19 protein-coding genes and 1 CRISPR repeat array are annotated in these 17,530 nt (G+C 46.4%); of the genes, 15 read left to right on the top strand and 4 right to left on the bottom strand.

Annotated features, from left to right (window positions below; genetic code table 11):
• Positions 1–18 precede the first annotated feature (18 nt).
• The 14 genes from pqqC to B5D50_RS03385 all read left to right on the top strand — a co-directional run bounded on the left by pqqC (position 19) and on the right by B5D50_RS03385 (position 12,164).
• A complete protein-coding gene (gene pqqC / locus B5D50_RS03455) occupies positions 19–756 on the top strand; it encodes a pyrroloquinoline-quinone synthase PqqC (protein ID WP_078921171.1) in 738 nt (245 codons plus the stop codon).
• Positions 753–1,028, top strand: a complete 276-nt coding sequence (pqqD, locus tag B5D50_RS03450) for a pyrroloquinoline quinone biosynthesis peptide chaperone PqqD (RefSeq protein ID WP_078921170.1) — start codon at positions 753–755, stop codon at positions 1,026–1,028. Before pqqC ends, pqqD begins: the two co-directional genes overlap by 4 nt.
• On the top strand, positions 1,021–2,106 hold the full coding sequence (gene pqqE / locus B5D50_RS03445; protein WP_078921169.1) for a pyrroloquinoline quinone biosynthesis protein PqqE: 1,086 nt from the start codon (positions 1,021–1,023) through the stop codon (positions 2,104–2,106). Before pqqD ends, pqqE begins: the two co-directional genes overlap by 8 nt.
• Before the next feature lie 237 nt (positions 2,107–2,343).
• Complete coding sequence (locus B5D50_RS03435; protein ID WP_234975787.1) at positions 2,344–3,537, top strand: helix-turn-helix domain-containing protein; 1,194 nt, start codon at positions 2,344–2,346, stop codon at positions 3,535–3,537.
• A 220-nt stretch (positions 3,538–3,757) separates the two neighbouring features.
• Entirely contained in the window at positions 3,758–5,515 is a 1,758-nt protein-coding gene (locus B5D50_RS03430) for a PQQ-dependent methanol/ethanol family dehydrogenase (RefSeq protein ID WP_078921167.1), read from the top strand.
• Positions 5,516–5,594: 79 nt separating this feature from the next.
• Positions 5,595–6,428: a cytochrome c-550 PedF gene (gene pedF, locus B5D50_RS20590; protein ID WP_234975786.1), complete on the top strand. Its 834-nt coding sequence runs from the start codon at positions 5,595–5,597 to the stop codon at positions 6,426–6,428.
• An 84-nt stretch (positions 6,429–6,512) separates the two neighbouring features.
• Complete coding sequence (locus tag B5D50_RS03420; protein ID WP_078921166.1) at positions 6,513–7,376, top strand: substrate-binding periplasmic protein; 864 nt, start codon at positions 6,513–6,515, stop codon at positions 7,374–7,376.
• 7 nt (positions 7,377–7,383) lie between these two features.
• The gene (locus tag B5D50_RS03415; protein WP_078921165.1) at positions 7,384–8,133 is read left to right on the top strand and encodes a quinoprotein dehydrogenase-associated SoxYZ-like carrier; all 750 of its coding nucleotides are present in this window, start codon (positions 7,384–7,386) and stop codon (positions 8,131–8,133) included.
• Complete coding sequence (locus tag B5D50_RS03410; protein WP_078921164.1) at positions 8,130–9,068, top strand: quinoprotein relay system zinc metallohydrolase 1; 939 nt, start codon at positions 8,130–8,132, stop codon at positions 9,066–9,068. The genes B5D50_RS03415 and B5D50_RS03410 overlap by 4 nt, the downstream gene beginning before the upstream one ends.
• Positions 9,065–9,619: a PQQ-dependent catabolism-associated CXXCW motif protein gene (locus B5D50_RS03405; protein ID WP_078921163.1), complete on the top strand. Its 555-nt coding sequence runs from the start codon at positions 9,065–9,067 to the stop codon at positions 9,617–9,619. The genes B5D50_RS03410 and B5D50_RS03405 overlap by 4 nt, the downstream gene beginning before the upstream one ends.
• Positions 9,620–9,651: 32 nt before the next feature.
• Positions 9,652–10,347 carry a MotA/TolQ/ExbB proton channel family protein gene (locus B5D50_RS03400; RefSeq protein ID WP_078921162.1) on the top strand — a complete coding sequence of 232 codons (696 nt, stop codon included), beginning with the start codon at positions 9,652–9,654 and terminating at the stop codon, positions 10,345–10,347.
• Positions 10,334–10,942, top strand: coding sequence for a hypothetical protein (locus tag B5D50_RS03395; protein WP_078921161.1), 609 nt, complete (start codon positions 10,334–10,336; stop codon positions 10,940–10,942). Before B5D50_RS03400 ends, B5D50_RS03395 begins: the two co-directional genes overlap by 14 nt.
• Positions 10,939–11,457, top strand: a complete 519-nt coding sequence (locus B5D50_RS03390; RefSeq protein WP_078921160.1) for a hypothetical protein — start codon at positions 10,939–10,941, stop codon at positions 11,455–11,457. The genes B5D50_RS03395 and B5D50_RS03390 overlap by 4 nt, the downstream gene beginning before the upstream one ends.
• 2 nt (positions 11,458–11,459) lie before the next feature.
• Positions 11,460–12,164, top strand: coding sequence for a hypothetical protein (locus B5D50_RS03385; RefSeq protein WP_078921159.1), 705 nt, complete (start codon positions 11,460–11,462; stop codon positions 12,162–12,164).
• Positions 12,165–12,201: 37 nt separating this feature from the next.
• Here B5D50_RS03385 and B5D50_RS03380 read toward each other — a convergent pair whose 3' ends face one another.
• Genes B5D50_RS03380 through B5D50_RS03365 form a run of 4 tightly spaced genes read right to left on the bottom strand, consistent with a single transcriptional unit; the run spans position 12,202 to position 15,954 of the window.
• Positions 12,202–13,500: a TRAP transporter large permease gene (locus B5D50_RS03380; RefSeq protein WP_078921158.1), complete on the bottom strand. Its 1,299-nt coding sequence runs from the start codon at positions 13,498–13,500 to the stop codon at positions 12,202–12,204.
• Complete coding sequence (locus tag B5D50_RS03375) at positions 13,493–14,008, bottom strand: TRAP transporter small permease (RefSeq protein WP_078921157.1); 516 nt, start codon at positions 14,006–14,008, stop codon at positions 13,493–13,495. Before B5D50_RS03375 ends, B5D50_RS03380 begins: the two co-directional genes overlap by 8 nt.
• A gap of 7 nt (positions 14,009–14,015) precedes the next feature.
• A complete protein-coding gene (gene dctP, locus B5D50_RS03370) occupies positions 14,016–14,636 on the bottom strand; it encodes a TRAP transporter substrate-binding protein DctP (RefSeq protein WP_078921156.1) in 621 nt (206 codons plus the stop codon).
• Positions 14,637–14,664: 28 nt separating this feature from the next.
• Positions 14,665–15,954, bottom strand: coding sequence for a gallate dioxygenase (locus tag B5D50_RS03365; RefSeq protein ID WP_078921155.1), 1,290 nt, complete (start codon positions 15,952–15,954; stop codon positions 14,665–14,667).
• A 148-nt stretch (positions 15,955–16,102) separates the two neighbouring features.
• Here B5D50_RS03365 and B5D50_RS03360 point away from each other — a divergent pair, with 148 nt between their 5' ends.
• Positions 16,103–16,999, top strand: a complete 897-nt coding sequence (locus B5D50_RS03360; protein ID WP_159448559.1) for a LysR family transcriptional regulator — start codon at positions 16,103–16,105, stop codon at positions 16,997–16,999.
• A 256-nt stretch (positions 17,000–17,255) separates the two neighbouring features.
• Positions 17,256–17,523: direct repeats of the CRISPR family, unit length 28 nt; unit sequence GTTCACTGCCGGATAGGCAGCTTAGAAA.
• Positions 17,524–17,530: the final 7 nt, after the last annotated feature.

Here is a 17,530-nt window from a genome sequence, read left to right as displayed (position 1 = left end):
AGAAGAGGAGCTTAGTGCATGGCCACCGCTTGGACCCCCACCGAATTTGAACAGCAATTACGCGCTTTAGGGCGCTATTATCATGTTCACCACCCCTTTCAAGTCATGATGTATGAAGGCAAGCTCAATGCTGAGCAATTGCGTGGCTGGGTCGCCAACCGCTTTTATTATCAACTGACGATTCCGCGCAAAGATGCCGCCCTGCTTTTTAATTGCCCTGATCGTGAGGTACGCCGGATTTGGATTCAGCGTATCTTAGATCATGATGGCGGACCTAGTGCTGCACATATTTCCGATGGTGGGATTGAAGCTTGGATTCGTCTCGGTGAGGCCTGCGGTGTACCGCGTGAGGAATTATTAGATCAGCGGCATGTCTTACCCGGCGTGCGTTTTGCGGTCGATGCCTATATTAATTTTGTGCGGGATGCAGCTTGGCAGGAAGGTGTTTGCTCTTCACTGACCGAGTTATTTGCACCAACGGCGCATAAGCAGCGTCTGCAAAGTTGGCCCGATCATTATCCGTGGATTGATAATGCGGGTTTGCAATATTTTCGCAATCGTTTGACGGAAGCTCATCGGGACGTTGATCATGGTTTGGCGTTGACCTTGCAACATTTCACTAGCTATGAACAACAACAGCGGGCTTTGCAAATTCTAAAATTTAAATTAGATGTTTTATGGTCGATGCTGGATGCGATCTATTTGGCCTATGTACAGCAGATGCCACCGTATTTTAATGTGAAGGAGTCTGCATGAGTGAGTTAAATTTAACGAGTGTACCCAAACTCGCCGCTGGTTATCGCTTTCAGTGGGAAGAAGTGCAACAAACCCATGTACTTTTATATCCTGAAGGAATGGTGCAGTTAAATGATACGGCTGCAGCAGTGCTAGCGCTATGTGATGGCCAACGCAATGTGCAAACCCTGATTGCTGATCTTGAGCGCGACTATGAAATCGAGGGGTTGCAAGAGGATGTATTGCAATTCTTAGTTCAGGCTCAAGCGGAAGGTTGGATTCGTTATGGCTAAGATTCCACCACCCCTTTGGTTATTGGCTGAGGTCACACATTCTTGCCCTTTACAATGTCCGTATTGCAGTAATCCGCTGGAGTTAGTGCCGAAAAAAGATGAATTAGATACCGAAACTTGGTTAAAAGTTTTGCATCAAGCCCGCAAACTCGGGGCGGCACAATTAGGCTTTTCGGGGGGAGAGCCTTTAGTCCGCAAAGACTTAGAGGTGCTGGTTGGCGAAGCACGGAAACTTGGGTATTACAGCAATCTGATTACCTCTGGTGTAGGCATGGATGCGGCGCGGGTGGAAAAATTCCGTGAATTAGGCCTAGATCATATTCAAATCAGTTTTCAAGCCGATGATGCTAGTCTGAATGACTATCTGGCGGGGACCAAGGCTTTTCAGCATAAATTAGACATGGCACGAGCGGTGAAAGCCAGTGGTTATCCGATGGTGTTATGCTTTGTTATTCATCGCCAAAATATGCATCGGGTTGCTCAAATGCTCGATTTGGCGGTGGAATTACAGGCAGATTATGTGGAGTTGGCGACCACTCAGTTTGAAGGTTGGGCTTTAGCCAATCGTGATCATTTATTGCCAAGCTTAGAACAAGTACGGGCCGCTGAGCGGGTAGCAAAGAGCTACCAAGAAAAATTAAAAGGGCAGATGAGAATTTATTATGTCGTACCTGATTACTATGAGCAGCGCCCGAAAGCCTGTGTCGCCGGTTGGGGGCGGGTATTTTTAGCAGTTGCTCCAGATGGTTTAGCACTACCTTGCCATTCAGCACGTAGCTTGCCGGGGTTAGAATTGCATAATGTGCGTGAGCATGATTTAGACTGGATTTGGTACGAATCATCGGCTTTTAATTATTTCCGGGGCGAAGCTTGGATGAAAGAGCCATGCCGTAGTTGCGATGAACGGGAAAAAGATTTTGGAGGTTGTCATTGCCAAGCGTTTAAACTGACGGGTGACCCCAAGAATGCCGATCCAACCTGTGCAAAATCACCCCATCACCATTTGATTGGGCAGGCGATTGATACTAGCCAACTGAACCTGATCAGTTCTAAGCCTCTCCTGTTTAGAAAAAGATAAACAGAGATAGAAAGATAAAAACTTAAAAACTCAGAAAAGGATAAAAAAGACAAAAAATCATAGAAAATATAGAGTAAGCTGAGCCTGAGCCAAGTGTTGCTAACCCTGTTAATAATTCAATAATAACTGCGGCTAGTTCCAGAAAAGCTTGCAAAATCAGAGTGAGAGGTTCACTCTGAATGACGCGAAGTTCTCGATAGAGCACAGATTTTATGCTTACAACGCAGGAGGAGGTGTATGGGGCAGGTCCTCAAGAGTTTAGAAATGGGCGCAGAGTCGTTACTTAAGCGACGCAGCGTTATTGATAGCCAATGGAATCGGTTTGTGTCTGGTGCGAGCGGAGGAGTCAAGATTCCAGTACGTGACGATATAGCTTCGTCTTGGCAGCGCAGTGCGCAATATATTCAGCCACGTCAGGGTTCAGCACCGGCTGATGATCTGTATGTTACTCAGCAAATGTGGAAAGGCTCGATTCTTAGCCAAGCGGTACAACGCGAACAAGAGCAAATTAAGCAATTAGCTAAAGAAGGTGAACTAGTTGCCGCTATCGCTGATCCACAGGGGCGTCTATTATGGACTTTGGCGAGTCAGCACATGCGTAGCCGAGCGGAGTCGGTTAATTTCACGGCAGGTGGTTGGTGGGATGAGCGTTCGGTCGGCACCAATGCGGTCGGTTTATCCTTAAATCTCAAGCGTCCCGTCACGGTATTTTCTTCCGAGCATTATCAGCCGTTTGTTCATGACTGGGTTTGTTATGCTGCACCGATTTTGCATCCCCAATCGGGTGAGCTGGTGGGGGTCTTAGATATGTCAACCACTTGGCGACGGCATACGCCTTTGGGGCAGGCTGCTGTCACGGAAATCGCCCGTTCAATTGCACAAGGTTTGCCACAAAATTTACCTAAAGCCGAATTAGAAATTTATGCTTTAGGCCAAGCTAGAGTGATTTTTCGAGGTAAGACCTTACATTTGCCACTGCGTCAAGTTGAGATCCTTTCACTGTTAGCCCTGAATCCACAAGGTTTGAGTCTTGAGGGGTTACATGCGGCTTTATACGGTGAGCAATCGGTATCCCTTTCTACCTTAAAAGCTGAGCTGTCGCATTTACGGCGAATTTTAGATGGGCAAATTGGTTCACGGCCGTATCGTTTGCAAATTTCAGTTTGGGCCGATTTTATTCAAGTTTGGCAAGCACTCCATCATAACCATACCAGCTCGGCTTTCACGCTCTATCAAGGCAGTTTTTTAGTGCAATCCAATTCACCAGAATTAGAGGAGTGGCGACATTGTATTGATGCAGTGATGGATAAAGCCCTTAGCTCTTGCGAGGACGCTACTTTACTGATGGATAAGCTGTGTAGAAGCACAGGCGGCAGTGAACTAGTCCGTGAGCGCTTAGCAGAGTTGGTCGATAAGCCCAAATGGTCATGAGTTAAATCCTGAGTACACGGGTCTAGGCAAGCTAGGCTCGTGTCTTGTGGGTGTTGATGTCAGCGTATTAAGCGTATTAAATGAATAACTAAAACTAAGCCTAATTCCCCAACCTTTTCCCAACCAATCACCCGTTATGATCGCTGTCAGATGGCCGTAGTGTAATGGGAGTCACATTACAATTTCTTTATACAATTACTATTGGAGAGGAGACTCTAGTATGAAGTCTGGCGAGTTGTTACGTAAGGTATTATTAGCATCGGCTATTAGTGCTGCTTTATATGCTGCACCGTTAATGGCGGCAGTGAATGATCAAGATATTGCCAATGATGCAACCACAACCAATGACGTGGTGAGCTATGGTCTCGGTTTGCAAGGCCAGCGGTTTAGTCCACTCGATAAACTCAATACTGAAACAGTTAAAAATTTAATACCTGCGTTTGTATTATCTTATGGTGATGAAAAGCAACGCGGCCAAGAAGCTCAGCCTTTAGTTCATAATGGAAAAATTTTCGTAACGGCTTCTTATTCACGGGTCTTTGCTGTCGATGCAAAAACAGGTGAAGAGTTATGGCAATATGATCATCGCTTACCAGATGGTATTTTACCTTGCTGTGATGTGGTGAATCGTGGTGGTGCGCTGTATGATAATCTGTTTATTTTCTCTACCCTCGATGCGCAATTAGTGGCTCTTGAACAAGACACGGGTAAAGTGGTTTGGAAAGAGAAAATGGAGGATTATAAAGCTGGTTATTCCAATACCGCTGCTCCGATTATTGTGAATGGTAAAGTCATTACCGGTGTCTCGGGTGGTGAATTTGGTATTGTGGGTAAAGTTGAAGCGCGTGATGCAAAAACGGGTAAATTAGTTTGGATGCGTCCGACTGTTGAAGGCCATATGGGGACTTTGGACGGTAAAGACAATGGCATTACTGGCGAGACTAATAAATCATGGCCGGGCGACTTGTGGAAAACCGGTGGTGCAGCGACTTGGTTAGGCGGAACTTATGATGCCGAAACCAATTCATTATTCTTCGGAACAGGCAATCCAGCGCCTTGGAACTCGCATTTACGCCCCGGTGACAACTTATATTCCTCTTCGATTTTGGCAATTAATCCTGATGACGGCAAAATCAAATGGCATTATCAATGGACACCACATGATGGTTGGGATTTTGATGGAGTCAATGAGTTTGTCTCTTTCGATTTAAAACAAGCTGATGGCAAGGTTATCAAAGCGGGTGGCCATGCTGATCGGAATGGTTTCTTCTATGTATTAGATCGTACTAATGGCCAGTTAATCAGTGCGAGTCCATTTGTGAATAAGATCACTTGGGCTAAGGGCATTGATTTAAAAACAGGCCGCCCTGAGTATGATGATACAAATCGCCCTGGTGCACCAAGTGCTGCTGATAAAGGCCAATCCGTATTTTCTGCGCCTTCTTTCTTAGGTGGTAAAAACTGGATGCCAATGGCTTATAACCCGAATACGGATTTATTCTATGTGCCTGCCAATGAATGGGGTATGGATATTTGGAATGAGCCGATCAGTTATAAAAAGGGCGCTGCTTATTTAGGTGCTGGTTTTACGATTAAACCACTGAACGAAGATTATATTGGTGCTTTACGTGCAATCGACCCAAAGACAGGTAAGGTTGCGTGGGAAGCCAAAAATAAAGCGCCTTTATGGGGTGGAGTATTAACTACAGCGGGTAATTTAGTTTTTACAGGTACACCAGAAGGTTATTTAAAAGCCTTTGATGCTAAAACTGGTAATGAGCTATGGAAATTCCAAACTGGCTCAGGGGTAGTTGGTTGCCCGATTACTTGGGAACAAGATGGTGAGCAGTTTGTCGCAGTGCCTTCGGGTTGGGGTGGTGCTGTGCCTTTATGGGGTGGCGAAGTCGCTAAAAGTGTTAAGCACTTAAATCAAGGCGGTAGTTTGTGGGTCTTTAAACTACCCAAAGCGCCTTCCTAGTTTTAAGTTAAAAGGGGTAGCTTGCCTGCCCCTTTTAGTGATTCGTTACCGATACAAATGATTTGAGGTTATTTAACAAATGCAACGCATGTTGGTTTTGACGCGGATTTGTGGTGCGCTTTTATTGGCAACTACCCTACAAGTTTGGGCTCATGGAGATGTCACTCCGCAGCCAATTGATATTACGGGTTTAGAGCCGATTAAAGACTCGGACACCGTTTGGTTGGAAAAAAATCCTTATCCAGGTAATGAAAAGGCTATTGAGATTGGTAAACATGCTTATGCACAAAACTGTGCGCGTTGCCACGGTATTGAGGCAGTATCTGGCGGTATTGCCCCAGATTTACGGGAGAAATTACCTTTAGGTGATGAAGGTGATGAGATTTTTAAAGAGCGGATGGTGAATGGTGCTATTCGTAACGGTGTCACTTATATGCCAAAGTTTGATGGTGTCGTCAAGCAAGAAGGGCTGTGGGCGATTCGTAGTTGGTTAGCGTCGGTCTCTGTGGATGCTCCAGCAACAGCCACTGCAACGGCAGCTGCTCCAGCTTCAGCTCCGGCAGCCAGTGCTAGTCCATCAGTGCCTACAGTGGCACGGACGGGTGAGCAAGTTTTCAATACGGTGTGTACTGCGTGCCATACAGCGGGTATTTTAAATGCACCTAAAATTGATGATAAAGCCGCGTGGGCAGCACGTGCGGCGAAAGGTTTACAAGGTTTGATCGCCTCAAGCTCGACGGGTTTAAATCAAATGCCCGCGAAAGGTGGTGATCCTAGCCTGACCGAACAAGAACTCAGCGAAGCGATCACCTATATATTTGGGAAAGCAGGGGTTGATTTAGGCAAAGAGACCGCGACTAATGCGGCAGCACCCGCACCTGCTAGCGATCCCGCTAAGCCTGCTACCAATTAGACTGGGTATGACAAGGTGTGAGTTTGCCACCGCTGTTTGCGGTGGTATTTAATCAGTAGATCAGTATTTATAGTTGGAGAGGCTATGAATAAACGAGTGTTAGCAAGCCTAGCTTTAAGTTTAAGCCTAGTCACTTCCAGCCTAGTCGCGGCTGGTTTAGATGAGGTTAAAAATAAAGGTGTTTTAAGCGTTTCTTTATATAAAGATTTCCCGCCTTACTCTTATATCAGTGAGGGTAAGCAATCCGGTATTGATGTTGAAATCGCTAATGCTTTAGCCGCTAAACTCGGTGTCAGCAGCCAAATTCGTTTGGTCGGTGCGGATGAAAATGTCGAAGATGATTTACGAAATAATGTCTGGAAAGGTCATTATTTAGGGGGTGGGGTAACAGATTTGATGTTGCATATGCCCGTTGATAATGCCTTCTCAGAAAAAGTCGATAAAGTGAAATTCGTCGCACCTTATCAATTGGAGCAAATTGCGTTTGCTTTTGATACCAATAAAGTCGGTAAGCAGCCTACTCTGGCTAATTTTATGAGTGAACCGATTGGTGTCGAAGTCGATACCCTCAGTGATTTGTATTTATTAGAAGCGATGCAAGGGCAGTTGAGTAAAAGCGTTCGCCATTTTGATAGCCTAACCAAAGCCGTCGCGGCATTAAAAGCGGGTGAGGTGACTGGAATTATGGGGCCACGTGGCGAATTAGAGGGTTTGCTGCAAGAGCGCCCTGAAACCCTGCAGATTCAATCCTTAATCACCCCCGGCTTAGCGCGTTCTAATTGGGCGATGGGTATTGCCGTTAAAGCAGATAATGAAGAGCTTGTTAAAGCAGTGAATGAAAGTATGGCGGCTTTGGTAAAGGACGGTACCGTCAAGAAAATTTTTGAGCAGTATAAAGTCACTTATACTCCCCCGGCGACACCACCTGAGCTAAGTACTAAAAACTGAGGTAGCTATGCGACCTTTCCTTGTTTTCGTTCTCAGTTCACTGCTCAGTCCTTGGGTTTGGGCCGATGAACCTGATCCCTTAAACTCCCCGCAGTGGGAGTTTGTGCACCAGCGTTTTCTCAAAGGTGAGCCTTATCAGTTTGATGGTAAGGTTAAAGTTGAAGCCCCACCGGATGCCGAGGATTCCTTAAATGTACCGGTATCCTTCCAAGTGGAAGGCTTGGATTCAGTACAAGAGATTGTAGTAGTGGCGGATCTGAATCCGCTCCCGCAAGTACTGCGGTTTCGTCCGAAAGTGATGCGGCCTAATTTAGGCTTTCGGATGAAGCTCCAGCAAGGCAGCCCCATTCATGTAGCTGCTAAGACTGCTGATGGTCTCTGGCATGTGGGTGGAGTGTGGGTGAATGCAGCGGGGGGCGGTTGTACTTTGCCGAGTGTCGGTACTTCGTCAGGGGATTGGACTAAAACTTTGGGTAAGGTGTCTGCCAATGTGTGGCAGCGCCCTGATGGCTCGAATCGTTTGCGGGTGCGACTCATGCATCCAATGGATACGGGCTTAGCCTCAGGTATTCCGACCTTTCATATTGAAAACCTTAAGGTCTTGAGTCAAGACGATCAAGTATTAGCGGAGTTAGATTTGTTTGAGCCATTGAGTGAAAACCCAATGCTCAGTTTTGATGTGGCTAAACAAACTGAATTCAAATTAGAAGGGCGGGACAATAATGGCAATCGGATTCAAGCTGAGGTGGGGCGATGAGGCATTGGCTGTGGGCAGTTGCTAGTTTAGTCATCAGTGTAGAGCTAGCAGCGGCTGGTTTTGATTATCCCTTGCAGCCACAACAGATCGCCACTGATACCTTTGTTTTGGAAGGCAAAACTGAGGATTTTTCCAAGGACAATGGCGGTTTTATTGTCAATTCCGGTTATATCGTCACTCAAGACGGGGTGGTGGTGATTGATACGGGAGCGTCACGGCGATTTGGTGAGCAACAACGGGCTTTAATTGAAAAAACGACGGGTAAAAAAGTTATTCGTGTTTATATTACACATCATCATCCCGATCATTTTCTAGGGAATCAGGCCTTTAGTGAGCTGCCTATTTATGCACTGCCCGCCACGACTCAGGGTGTGCAGCGAGAAGGGGAGATGTTCAGCTCAAATATGTATCGACTGATTGGGGATTGGATGCGAGATACTAGTGTGGTCGCACCGAATCAAGTCGCTCAGGTTGGTAAGGAAACCCTTGGTGGGCATGAGTTAGAGGTTTTGGCTTTTAAGGGGCATACCCAGGGTGATTTAGCTATTTTTGATCATACGACTGGGGTTTTATTTGCGGGTGATTTAGTGTTCAACAACCGTGCGGCCACCACACCCCATGCTGAAATCATCGACTGGCTAGCCTCATTAGAACAGTTATTGAAGCTGCCTTTCAAAGTATTAGTCCCCGGGCATGGCAAAATCACTCAAGATGCTGAGCCGATTGCACAAACTCGCGCCTATTTAGTGTGGTTGCAAACCATCCTACAGCAAGCTGCTGCCAATGGTTTGGATATGAATGAGGTGATGGCGACCCCGATTCCTGCTGATTTTAAAGCCGTGGCTTTGGCGCAGAGTGAATTACGCCGTTCAGTCGCACATTTATACCCTGCCTTAGAAACCGAACAATTAAAACCTGCCAAGCAAGCTGAATGAGAGTTTGGTTATTCATTATTGGCTTTGGCTTAGCGAGTTGCTATGCCAATGAATGTGTGCGCACCCGAGAGATGCCCACGGGTTTAAAATTAGATCATTATCGTAGCCCCACGCCCGCTTGTGTACCGCAGGGAGTGACTCTCGCTACCGCCGAGCTAAAAACCTTGATTGAAACTGAGCAGCCTGTGTTGATTGATGTGATGGCAGTCTACCTACGGGAGGATCAGGAGTTTGGGGCAACTTGGCTAGTGAATGAACCCCATTTTAATTTACCGCAGAGTGTATGGTTGCCCAATACCGGTTATGGGACGCTTGAACCTAAGATTGAAGCTTGGTTTAAGGCGCAACTTGCACAGCTTACCGCAGGAAATTTGAATAGACCCCTCGTCTTTTATTGTGTCGCCGATTGCTGGATGTCGTGGAATGCAGTGCAGCGGGTGCGTGCTTATGGTTATCAGCATGTGTATTGGTATAAAGAGGGGATTGATGGTTGGAAAGCAGCCGGTTGGCCGTTAGTGAATAGTGAGCCGCAGCCATTTGATCAGAAATGAGGTCAGGGATAGTCAGAGCTTAAGGAGACTGAATGACAAAACATGCTTGGGTGTTACCGTTGCAATGGTTGTGGCTGTTCAGTTTGCTATTAGTGAGCCTCGTGATCCTCTGGGATCAGGGTTTGCTACAAGTCATGTTTGCCACCGATAATACCTATCTTTGCCCCTTCATGGTGGCCTTGTTTTTACTCACTTGCTTGCATTGTGGCTATCGTAGTTTATTTCTAGCGCAACAAATTCAGGTATTGGTGGCTTGGCCACAGCGGCATCCACATAAAACCGCTGATAGCTTAATATTCGGCTATTTACAAGAATTGCAGGCGTTGCCTCAGCCACAAGATAAACAACTGACTGCTGAGTTATTAGGTGAGGCCTTACGTGGGCAGCATCAGGTGGGTTGGTTTATCACTGGTTTATTGATCAAATTGGGCTTGCTAGGAACTGTGGTGGGGTTTGTGATGATGCTAGGCTCAATGACCGAACTATCTTCTCTAGACATTGCTCAAGTACAAACCCTGATGCAGCAAATGACCCAAGGGATGAAGATTGCGCTGAATACGACCATCATTGGTTTGGTTGCCAGTAGTCTGTTGGGTTTGCAGTATTTAATCTTGGATCGAACCGCCGATCAAATTCTGATTGCTGCTATCCAAGCCAGCCAGCTGCCATTAGCGACGGAAACCCTCGAAGCGAATACGAATCCTGAGGTCGCTGATGGCACTGTTTAAGCCACGCGAACGTTTGGATATTGATCCTTTTACCGATCTACTCTTTAACGCGCTATTGACCTTTACCTTTCTGTTTTTGATTGCTTTATTACTGATGAACCCGACCGCGAAAACCGGAATCATTAATCCTAAAGCCGAGTTCATGATTACGGTGAGTTGGCCGGATCATAGCCCTGATGATATTGATACTTGGGTAGAAGGACCGAAGGGGCAATTGATTTGGTTTAAGCGCCCTCAAGAAGGACTGATGCATTTGGATCGAGATGATCGGGGTAGGGTAAACGACATGCAATTGATTGATGGCAAAGAAATCGTTAATCCACTCAATCAAGAAATCGTCAGTATTCGGGGTCGCCCCGCCGGTGAGTTTATCGTGAATATTCATTACTACCGTAGCCAGACCCTACAGGCGATACCGGTCACGGTTTATTTGGCGGAAGTTAATCCGACTTTAAAGGTTTTGCATTATGCGACCACGACTTTGCAGCGTGAAGGTGAGGAGCGAACCGCTGTGCGCTTTAGTATTACGCCACAGGGGCAAGTCACTGCCATTAATACTTTGCAAAAATCTTTAGTGCTAGGAGGGAAAATATGAATGAAATCCTCATGTTGCTAGTGGTCGCTTATATTTTTCTAGTAGCGCTATTAGTTTTGGTGTTGCTGTATGCGCGCCTACCGTGGTGGCTTAAATTACTCTTGGTCATCGCTGCAGCGGGCTTGTATTGGCTCAGCTATCAAGGTTGGAAGCAAGTGCAAGGTTGGCCGAGTGCCGTGGAGTTACCGGATAAGTTTTTATTGCATGCCTCGGTGATTGAAGAACCGGATCAAGAGCAGGGAAGTACTGGGCGGATTTTTATTTGGGCCTCAAATCTTCAGGGGAATAAACCGGCGGGTGAGCCACGTGCTTATCTGGTTCCGTATGATCGGGAGCTGCATTCATCCTTGCAAGATGCACTGCGCAATCAACGTAATGGCAATGTACAAATTGGGGTGAAGGAGCGGAATAAACCAATCCAAAATGCGGCTCCTGTGAATTTGCGCCAATTGGGGCAGGTGCATGAAAAGCTCAAGTTTACCGAGCTACCTGATCCTGCTTTGCCAGAGAAATGAGCATGTGGCGCTTAAGTTTAACTTTATTGTGTTTAGGTCTACTGCCCGCTTGCGATCAGCCAGCGGAAGATGATTATTTCCCTTTGAATCAAGGCTTGCGTTGGGAGTATCAAGTGGCGATTGAGCACCCACAGCGCCTTGTTACGAAAACTTTGATCATTGAAGTCACAGGTAAGACGGTGCTCAAAGAGCAACAAGTGAGTATACGCAGTACTAGCGATGGTACGGATTATTATCTGACTCAACAAACGGAGGGTATTTATCGTGTTGCCAAGCGCACTTTAGTGGAAGCTAAACCACAGAGCGATGCTATTCCACGCATGGTATTACCCTTACCGATTGCTCATGCCAAAGGCAAAACTTGGTCAACGATTTCCCAGCCTTATTTGATTGAGCGGGTGTTTGAGGGGCAGGATGTAATGACTGCGGATAGCTTGCAGTTCCCGATGACTTATACGGTCTTGAGTTTGGATGAAACGGTGGAGTTGCCTGCAGGTCAATTTAGCCATTGTGTGTTAGTTGAGGGGCAAACCGATTTGTCATTATACGCCGATGCTCGCAAAGGTAACTCGATTGTGCCGATTACCACTCGTGAATGGTATGCACCGGGGGTCGGTTTAGTGAAGCTAGAGCGTGAAGAGCCTTTGGATACGGAAGTCTACAAGGGTGGGAAAATAGTGATGGAGCTGGTGAGGTTTGAGGATTAGCAGCTCGGCCAAGTCGTTGGCTCAGCCGAGCCTAGTTTCACTGCATCCGGTTCGGCAAAAACAGCGCAAGCTCTGGAAATACCGTTAGAATCAGCAAGCAGGCAGCCATTGCGAACCAAAACGGCAATACACCTTTGAAAATGGTCGCCATCGGTACATCGGTGGCGATGCCTTTAACCACAAACACATTGATCCCTACGGGTGGCGTAATTAGCCCCATCTCCACGACAATCACGGCAATTACACCAAACCAAATCGGGTCAAAGCCCATGCCTGTAATGATCGGGAATACAATCGGTAGGGTAATTACTAGCATGGCTAAGCCATCAAAAAACATGCCCAGCACAATATAGCCTAAGACAATGACCAATAAAGTGCCGTACATGCCAAGACCTAACAGACCTAATGACTCCCCTAAAGTCGCAGGAATATGCGTCAAAGTTAAGAACGGCCCAAACACACTAGCACCGATAATAATCAGATAGAGCATCGCTGTGGTGCGAACTGTATTGAGTAGGATGGGTGCTAAATCACGCAGGCCTATTTTCCGTGAGAATAAAGCCATCAATAAAATTAAGAATGCTCCAACCCCTGCGGCTTCTTCAGGGGTAAACACCCCAAAGTAAATCCCACCAATCGAGATGAAAATCACAGATAATAGCGGTGTTGCCCGCCATAAAGCAGTTAACTTCTCAGAGCTTGTAGTTTTTGCGCCTGATCTACCTTGAGGGTTGATCAGGGTAGTGACATAGATCACCGCAATAAATAATAAAGTCAGCAGCAAGCCCGGAATAATCCCGGCCATAAACAATTTACCAATCGACTCTTCGGTCAGAATTGCATATAGCACAAACCCTGTGGACGGTGGAATCAAAATTCCGAGCGTACCACCCGCTGCGACTGAGTCAGTGGCCAAACCATCGCTATAGCCATAACGCTTCATTTCAGGGAGTGCGACTTTACCAATTGTGACTGCTGTGGCCACCGACGAACCACTCACCGCTGCAAAGCTGGCACAGCCTAAAATCGTTGCTGAAGCTAAGCCGCCACGTAAATGCCCGACCCAAGCATGCGCGCTTTCATACAGTCGCTGACTATAACCTGCTTGTCCCGCAATATTCCCCATTAAGATAAACAGAGGAATCACTGACATTGAATAAGACGAGGTGGCGGAAAAGGTTTCAGAGGCTAAAGCAGCGGTAGCCGCTTTAAAGTCATCCAAGGCCCAAATTCCAAAGAAGCCCACGACCAGTAAAGACATGCCAACGGGCATCCGTAAGCCCAAGAGCGTTAATAAGCCAATAATGCCGATAATACCCATCATACCTTCAGTCATGAGTTAGCCCTCGGGTTTTGAATGGGGCGATGATTTCCACCAGCAGGATCACAGCATACATACCCATGCCTGCTGCAATAACTGCATAAATCGGCCACAAAGGTAAGGCGAGCATATTCGTGGTATCGGCATATTCGTAGGTGTCAAAGGCCTTAAGTACACAACGCCAAACCATCAGCGACAGCACGACAATACCTAAGACTCGTCCCAATAAATCGGCAAAGAAACGCCCACCTTTACCTAAAGCTTTATCCAATAGATCAACACGAATATGCAGATCGTGTGCTGCGGTAGAGGGAATAGCCAGCATCACTACCAATACCATGCCCAGCTGCACGATCTCTTGTGAGCCGAGAATAGGTTGATGCAGAAAATAACGAAAGAACACCGCTGTCGCCACCAAGAGCATAATGCCAAGCAGCAAGATGCCCGATAGATACGCGGCTAGATCAAGCACACGTACCCAGCGACTAGCGATCAAGGGTTGACCGGTAGTTGGTTCAGACATAAGGTTCTCACTGTTTTAAAGCAGACACGAAGTCTTGCGCTTTCACGCCTTTAGCTTCCAAATCAGCCACAGCTTGATCGAGCAATTTAGCAGAGGCTGCATTGAATTTTGCGGCCTCAGTCTCAGAGAGTGTTATCACTTCTTTACCATTTTCAGTGAAAGCTTTAAGTGCAGCCTCGGCATGATCCGCTTGAATTTTGCGGCCTTTTTCAGACATTTCTACGCCGGTGAGCTTAGTCATGGCCGCTTTGCCAGCCTCGTCCAAACCCTCCCATGAGTCGCGGTTCATAATCAGGAATTGAGGGGACAGTGCAGAGTGCATGCCTTTGGTTACGTATTGGGTGACCTCATTGAGCTTGAAGCTTTGTAAGACAGAGGCATCCGTGTAAACGCCATCAATGACGCCGGTTGACATCGAGTTGTAGACTTCAGTGATCGGCATAGAAACAGGTGAAGCACCCCATGCGGTTAATAAGTCACCGACATTGCGCGAAGACACTCGAATTTTTAGGCCTTTTAAATCTTCCAGTGATTTAATCGGTTTGTCTTTAGTCATCAGCACGGATTCAGGGTTATTCCAAATCCCCAATAGCTTCACCCGCTTATATTCGTTATTGAGTTGCTCAATGTTGGTCCAGAGTTTTTGTGTAGTCGTCTCACGTCGGGTCTAACGGTTGTGTGGTTTGTGCTTGCGTATGGCCAGCGACAGAATATTGCAAAGGTAGCTTGCGGGTTTTTAAAAAAGTCGATAGATCTTCGCCGCGCATACTGGCGTAAATGTGTGGATTGGATAACCCTAATACTGCTGCCATTTTCTCCAGTATGAAGAAAATCACGCCGTAGCGAATCAGCCCCAGCCAATTCTGCTCACGAATTAGACTGCGCTCTGTAGGGCTGAGTTGGAATGCTTCAAATAAAGCTTCAGGCTCGCTCACAAAGCGTTTGCGATGCTCTGGAATGACTAACCGATGTAGGAAATCATTTAAACGGTAAGCCGTGTGGCTGCGTTCGAGGGTAAAAGGATAAGTACCCTGTAGTTGATCTACGCCTGCTAATTCATGGTTGATATAGGCTTGATACGCAGCGATTTCAGCAGGACTGGCAGGCTCAGCTAAGTCCTCAAAAATCACGGTGGCGATATTAGTCATCGAGGGCAGGTAAGTGCTGCAATGGGTGCGCTTGATTGTGTCGGAAAGTGCACCGCGCATCACCAGCCACATAATGACTTCTGCACCTTCCATGCCACCCCGTTCAATATAGTCAGCTAACCGTAATTGAGTGAGTTGTTCAGGTGCATGTTCAAGTAGCTCTAAAAACTCGTCATCCCAAGCGGTATTGTTAAAACCGCAGCGTTCACCATGAACTTGATGGGATAAACCGCCAGTTGCCACGATGGCTACACGCAAGTTTTCAGGGTAACTTTCAATTGCTTTACGTAAGGATTTGCCGAGTTTGTAGCAGCGTCGAGCACTCGGAATCGGTGCTTGCAATACCCCGACTTGGAGTGGAATCACGCTACCTTGCCAGCTAGGCTGATCCGTAATAATCATCGACAACGGCGAAAATAAGCCATGATCGAGAGGTTTCTTTTGGAAGAAGGACAGATCAAATTCATCAGCAACTAAGGCATTTGCAATATGACGCGAGAGTTCAAGATGCCCCTTGATCGGTGGATAGTCGCGTGCACCACCGCCTTCATCGGCGGGTATGTATTGATCGTCCACACCGAGTACAAAGGCAGAATAATGATTAAAAAAGAAGGAGGTGATGTGATCATTAAAAATCATAAATAGCACATCAATCTGCTGATCAGCCACCCAGTTTTTCACGGCTTGAAAGCCCTCGAAAATCGGAGCCCAAGCAGGGTCATTGGCTTTATTCGTGTCTTTTGCGAAGGCGATGGTCGGTGAATGTGAGGCGCCGATCCCGCCGATAATCTGAGCCATGTTTATCTCCTCCTGGTCACTGCCTAGGATCAGTGCGTTTTCATAGTCAAGTATCGAATTTGATGCATCATAGGGTTGGAATTTTTTGGAAACAATATGATAATCAAAGATACACTGTTTCTAATTGGAAACAATGAAGGAGGAAGCTATGGCGTGGAACTTAGATAATGTACCGTTGTATGTGGCGGTTGTTGAGCACAATGGCGTATCCAGTGCAGCTGATTATTTACAGATTTCTAAATCCGCCGTCAGCAAAGCACTTGCCCGTTTAGAGCATGATTTAGGTGTGCGCTTATTAACCCGCAATACGCGCAACTTACGAATTACTAGCGAGGGTGAGGCATTTTATCGGCATTGCCTATTGATTATGGAACAAGTCAATGAGGCCAATGCGGTGATGGCGGGTTTTAAAACAGTGCCCAGCGGACGCTTAGTGATTGCTTTACCGATGGCGTTTGGACGTGAGATTGTGGCTCCACATTTAGGCCAGTTTCGTGCTCACTATCCACAAATTGATTTAGAGCTACTCATTACCAGTCATCCGGTGGATATTATTCGTGAACAGATTGATTTAGCCGTGGTCATTGGTTCGCTGAATGATTCGGATTTAATGGTGAAAAAGCTTTATGACAGCACGCTATGGTGTGTGACTAGCCCAGACTATTTTAAGAGAAATGAATTAGGCAACACCCTTGAGGATTTACTCCAACATATCCACCTGTGTGAAAAGCGTTATGTGGGGAAATCTTTCCCGATTCGCATTGAGGGGCAAAAGAAAATCCTGACCTTGAATAAAAAAATGATTAGCGTCAATGATCCTATTGCAGTGCGTTCGGCGGTATTAAATGGGTTTGGTATAGCACTCGTACCTGACCCTTATTGTAGGCAGCATCTAGCGACGGGCGAATTGGTTCGCGTCTTTGAGCATATTGAGTTTGAACCGTCGGTGTCGGTGATTTCTGCGATTTATCCGAGTCGCCGCTTGATTTCGAATAAAACGCGCGCCTTTTTGGATTTTTTAATTGAGCTGTGTGAGCGTATTTAAGCCAAAGCCAAGCCTACCCGCCTAGGAAGTGTGGCATCTCACCCAACCGTTGTGGCAAGCATTAACAGCTCGACCATCGTTTAAGTATTATGGTTTTAGTAGTATGCTCAAATAACTAATTGCTACCCCAATTTTGGCAGCATCAAAATCGCTCTTTAACAATCAATGACTTAGCGAACCACTTAAAAAAAGGGGTAAATGCTAAAATTCCCCTTTTTTTGTTTGAAAAACGAGGACTTATCGCGTTATAGTTACTGTTCACTGCCGGATAGGCAGCTTAGAAACGTCCTATCGTGATGGGGCTTACCATCATCGAGTTCACTGCCGGATAGGCAGCTTAGAAATGTGAATTAGGTATTGAAATAGCAAGGTAAATGTTCACTGCCGGATAGGCAGCTTAGAAAGGATCAAAACTTATCGCTGCATTGTCAATTCCGTTCACTGCCGGATAGGCAGCTTAGAAATCTAAATTAAGCGATGCACAGCGCTATAAAACGTTCACTGCCGGATAGGCAGCTTAGAAATCAAATA

This window comes from Thiothrix eikelboomii (assembly GCF_900167255.1).
GTDB lineage: Bacteria > Pseudomonadota > Gammaproteobacteria > Thiotrichales > Thiotrichaceae > Thiolinea > Thiolinea eikelboomii.
Note: the sequence above shows the minus strand (reverse complement) of the source record. Positions and strands in the feature narration are given on the sequence as shown.

Bases quoted from the DNA above. Each gene is read 5' to 3' on its own strand.
- B5D50_RS03410 (WP_078921164.1), top strand. From the start codon at position 8,130: ATGAGGCATTGGCTGTGGGCAGTTGCTAGTTTAGTCATCAGTGTAGAG.
- B5D50_RS03400 (WP_078921162.1), top strand. From the start codon at position 9,652: ATGACAAAACATGCTTGGGTGTTACCGTTGCAATGGTTGTGGCTGTTC.
- B5D50_RS03380 (WP_078921158.1), bottom strand. From the start codon at position 13,500: ATGACTGAAGGTATGATGGGTATTATCGGCATTATTGGCTTATTAACG.
- B5D50_RS03385 (WP_078921159.1), top strand. From the start codon at position 11,460: ATGTGGCGCTTAAGTTTAACTTTATTGTGTTTAGGTCTACTGCCCGCT.
- B5D50_RS03365 (WP_078921155.1), bottom strand. From the start codon at position 15,954: ATGGCTCAGATTATCGGCGGGATCGGCGCCTCACATTCACCGACCATC.
- B5D50_RS03375 (WP_078921157.1), bottom strand. From the start codon at position 14,008: ATGTCTGAACCAACTACCGGTCAACCCTTGATCGCTAGTCGCTGGGTA.
- pqqC (WP_078921171.1), top strand. From the start codon at position 19: ATGGCCACCGCTTGGACCCCCACCGAATTTGAACAGCAATTACGCGCT.
- pedF (WP_234975786.1), top strand. From the start codon at position 5,595: ATGCAACGCATGTTGGTTTTGACGCGGATTTGTGGTGCGCTTTTATTG.
- B5D50_RS03435 (WP_234975787.1), top strand. From the start codon at position 2,344: ATGGGGCAGGTCCTCAAGAGTTTAGAAATGGGCGCAGAGTCGTTACTT.
- B5D50_RS03360 (WP_159448559.1), top strand. From the start codon at position 16,103: ATGGCGTGGAACTTAGATAATGTACCGTTGTATGTGGCGGTTGTTGAG.
- pqqE (WP_078921169.1), top strand. From the start codon at position 1,021: ATGGCTAAGATTCCACCACCCCTTTGGTTATTGGCTGAGGTCACACAT.
- B5D50_RS03405 (WP_078921163.1), top strand. From the start codon at position 9,065: ATGAGAGTTTGGTTATTCATTATTGGCTTTGGCTTAGCGAGTTGCTAT.
- pqqD (WP_078921170.1), top strand. From the start codon at position 753: ATGAGTGAGTTAAATTTAACGAGTGTACCCAAACTCGCCGCTGGTTAT.
- B5D50_RS03395 (WP_078921161.1), top strand. From the start codon at position 10,334: ATGGCACTGTTTAAGCCACGCGAACGTTTGGATATTGATCCTTTTACC.
- B5D50_RS03390 (WP_078921160.1), top strand. From the start codon at position 10,939: ATGAATGAAATCCTCATGTTGCTAGTGGTCGCTTATATTTTTCTAGTA.
- B5D50_RS03415 (WP_078921165.1), top strand. From the start codon at position 7,384: ATGCGACCTTTCCTTGTTTTCGTTCTCAGTTCACTGCTCAGTCCTTGG.
- B5D50_RS03430 (WP_078921167.1), top strand. From the start codon at position 3,758: ATGAAGTCTGGCGAGTTGTTACGTAAGGTATTATTAGCATCGGCTATT.
- B5D50_RS03420 (WP_078921166.1), top strand. From the start codon at position 6,513: ATGAATAAACGAGTGTTAGCAAGCCTAGCTTTAAGTTTAAGCCTAGTC.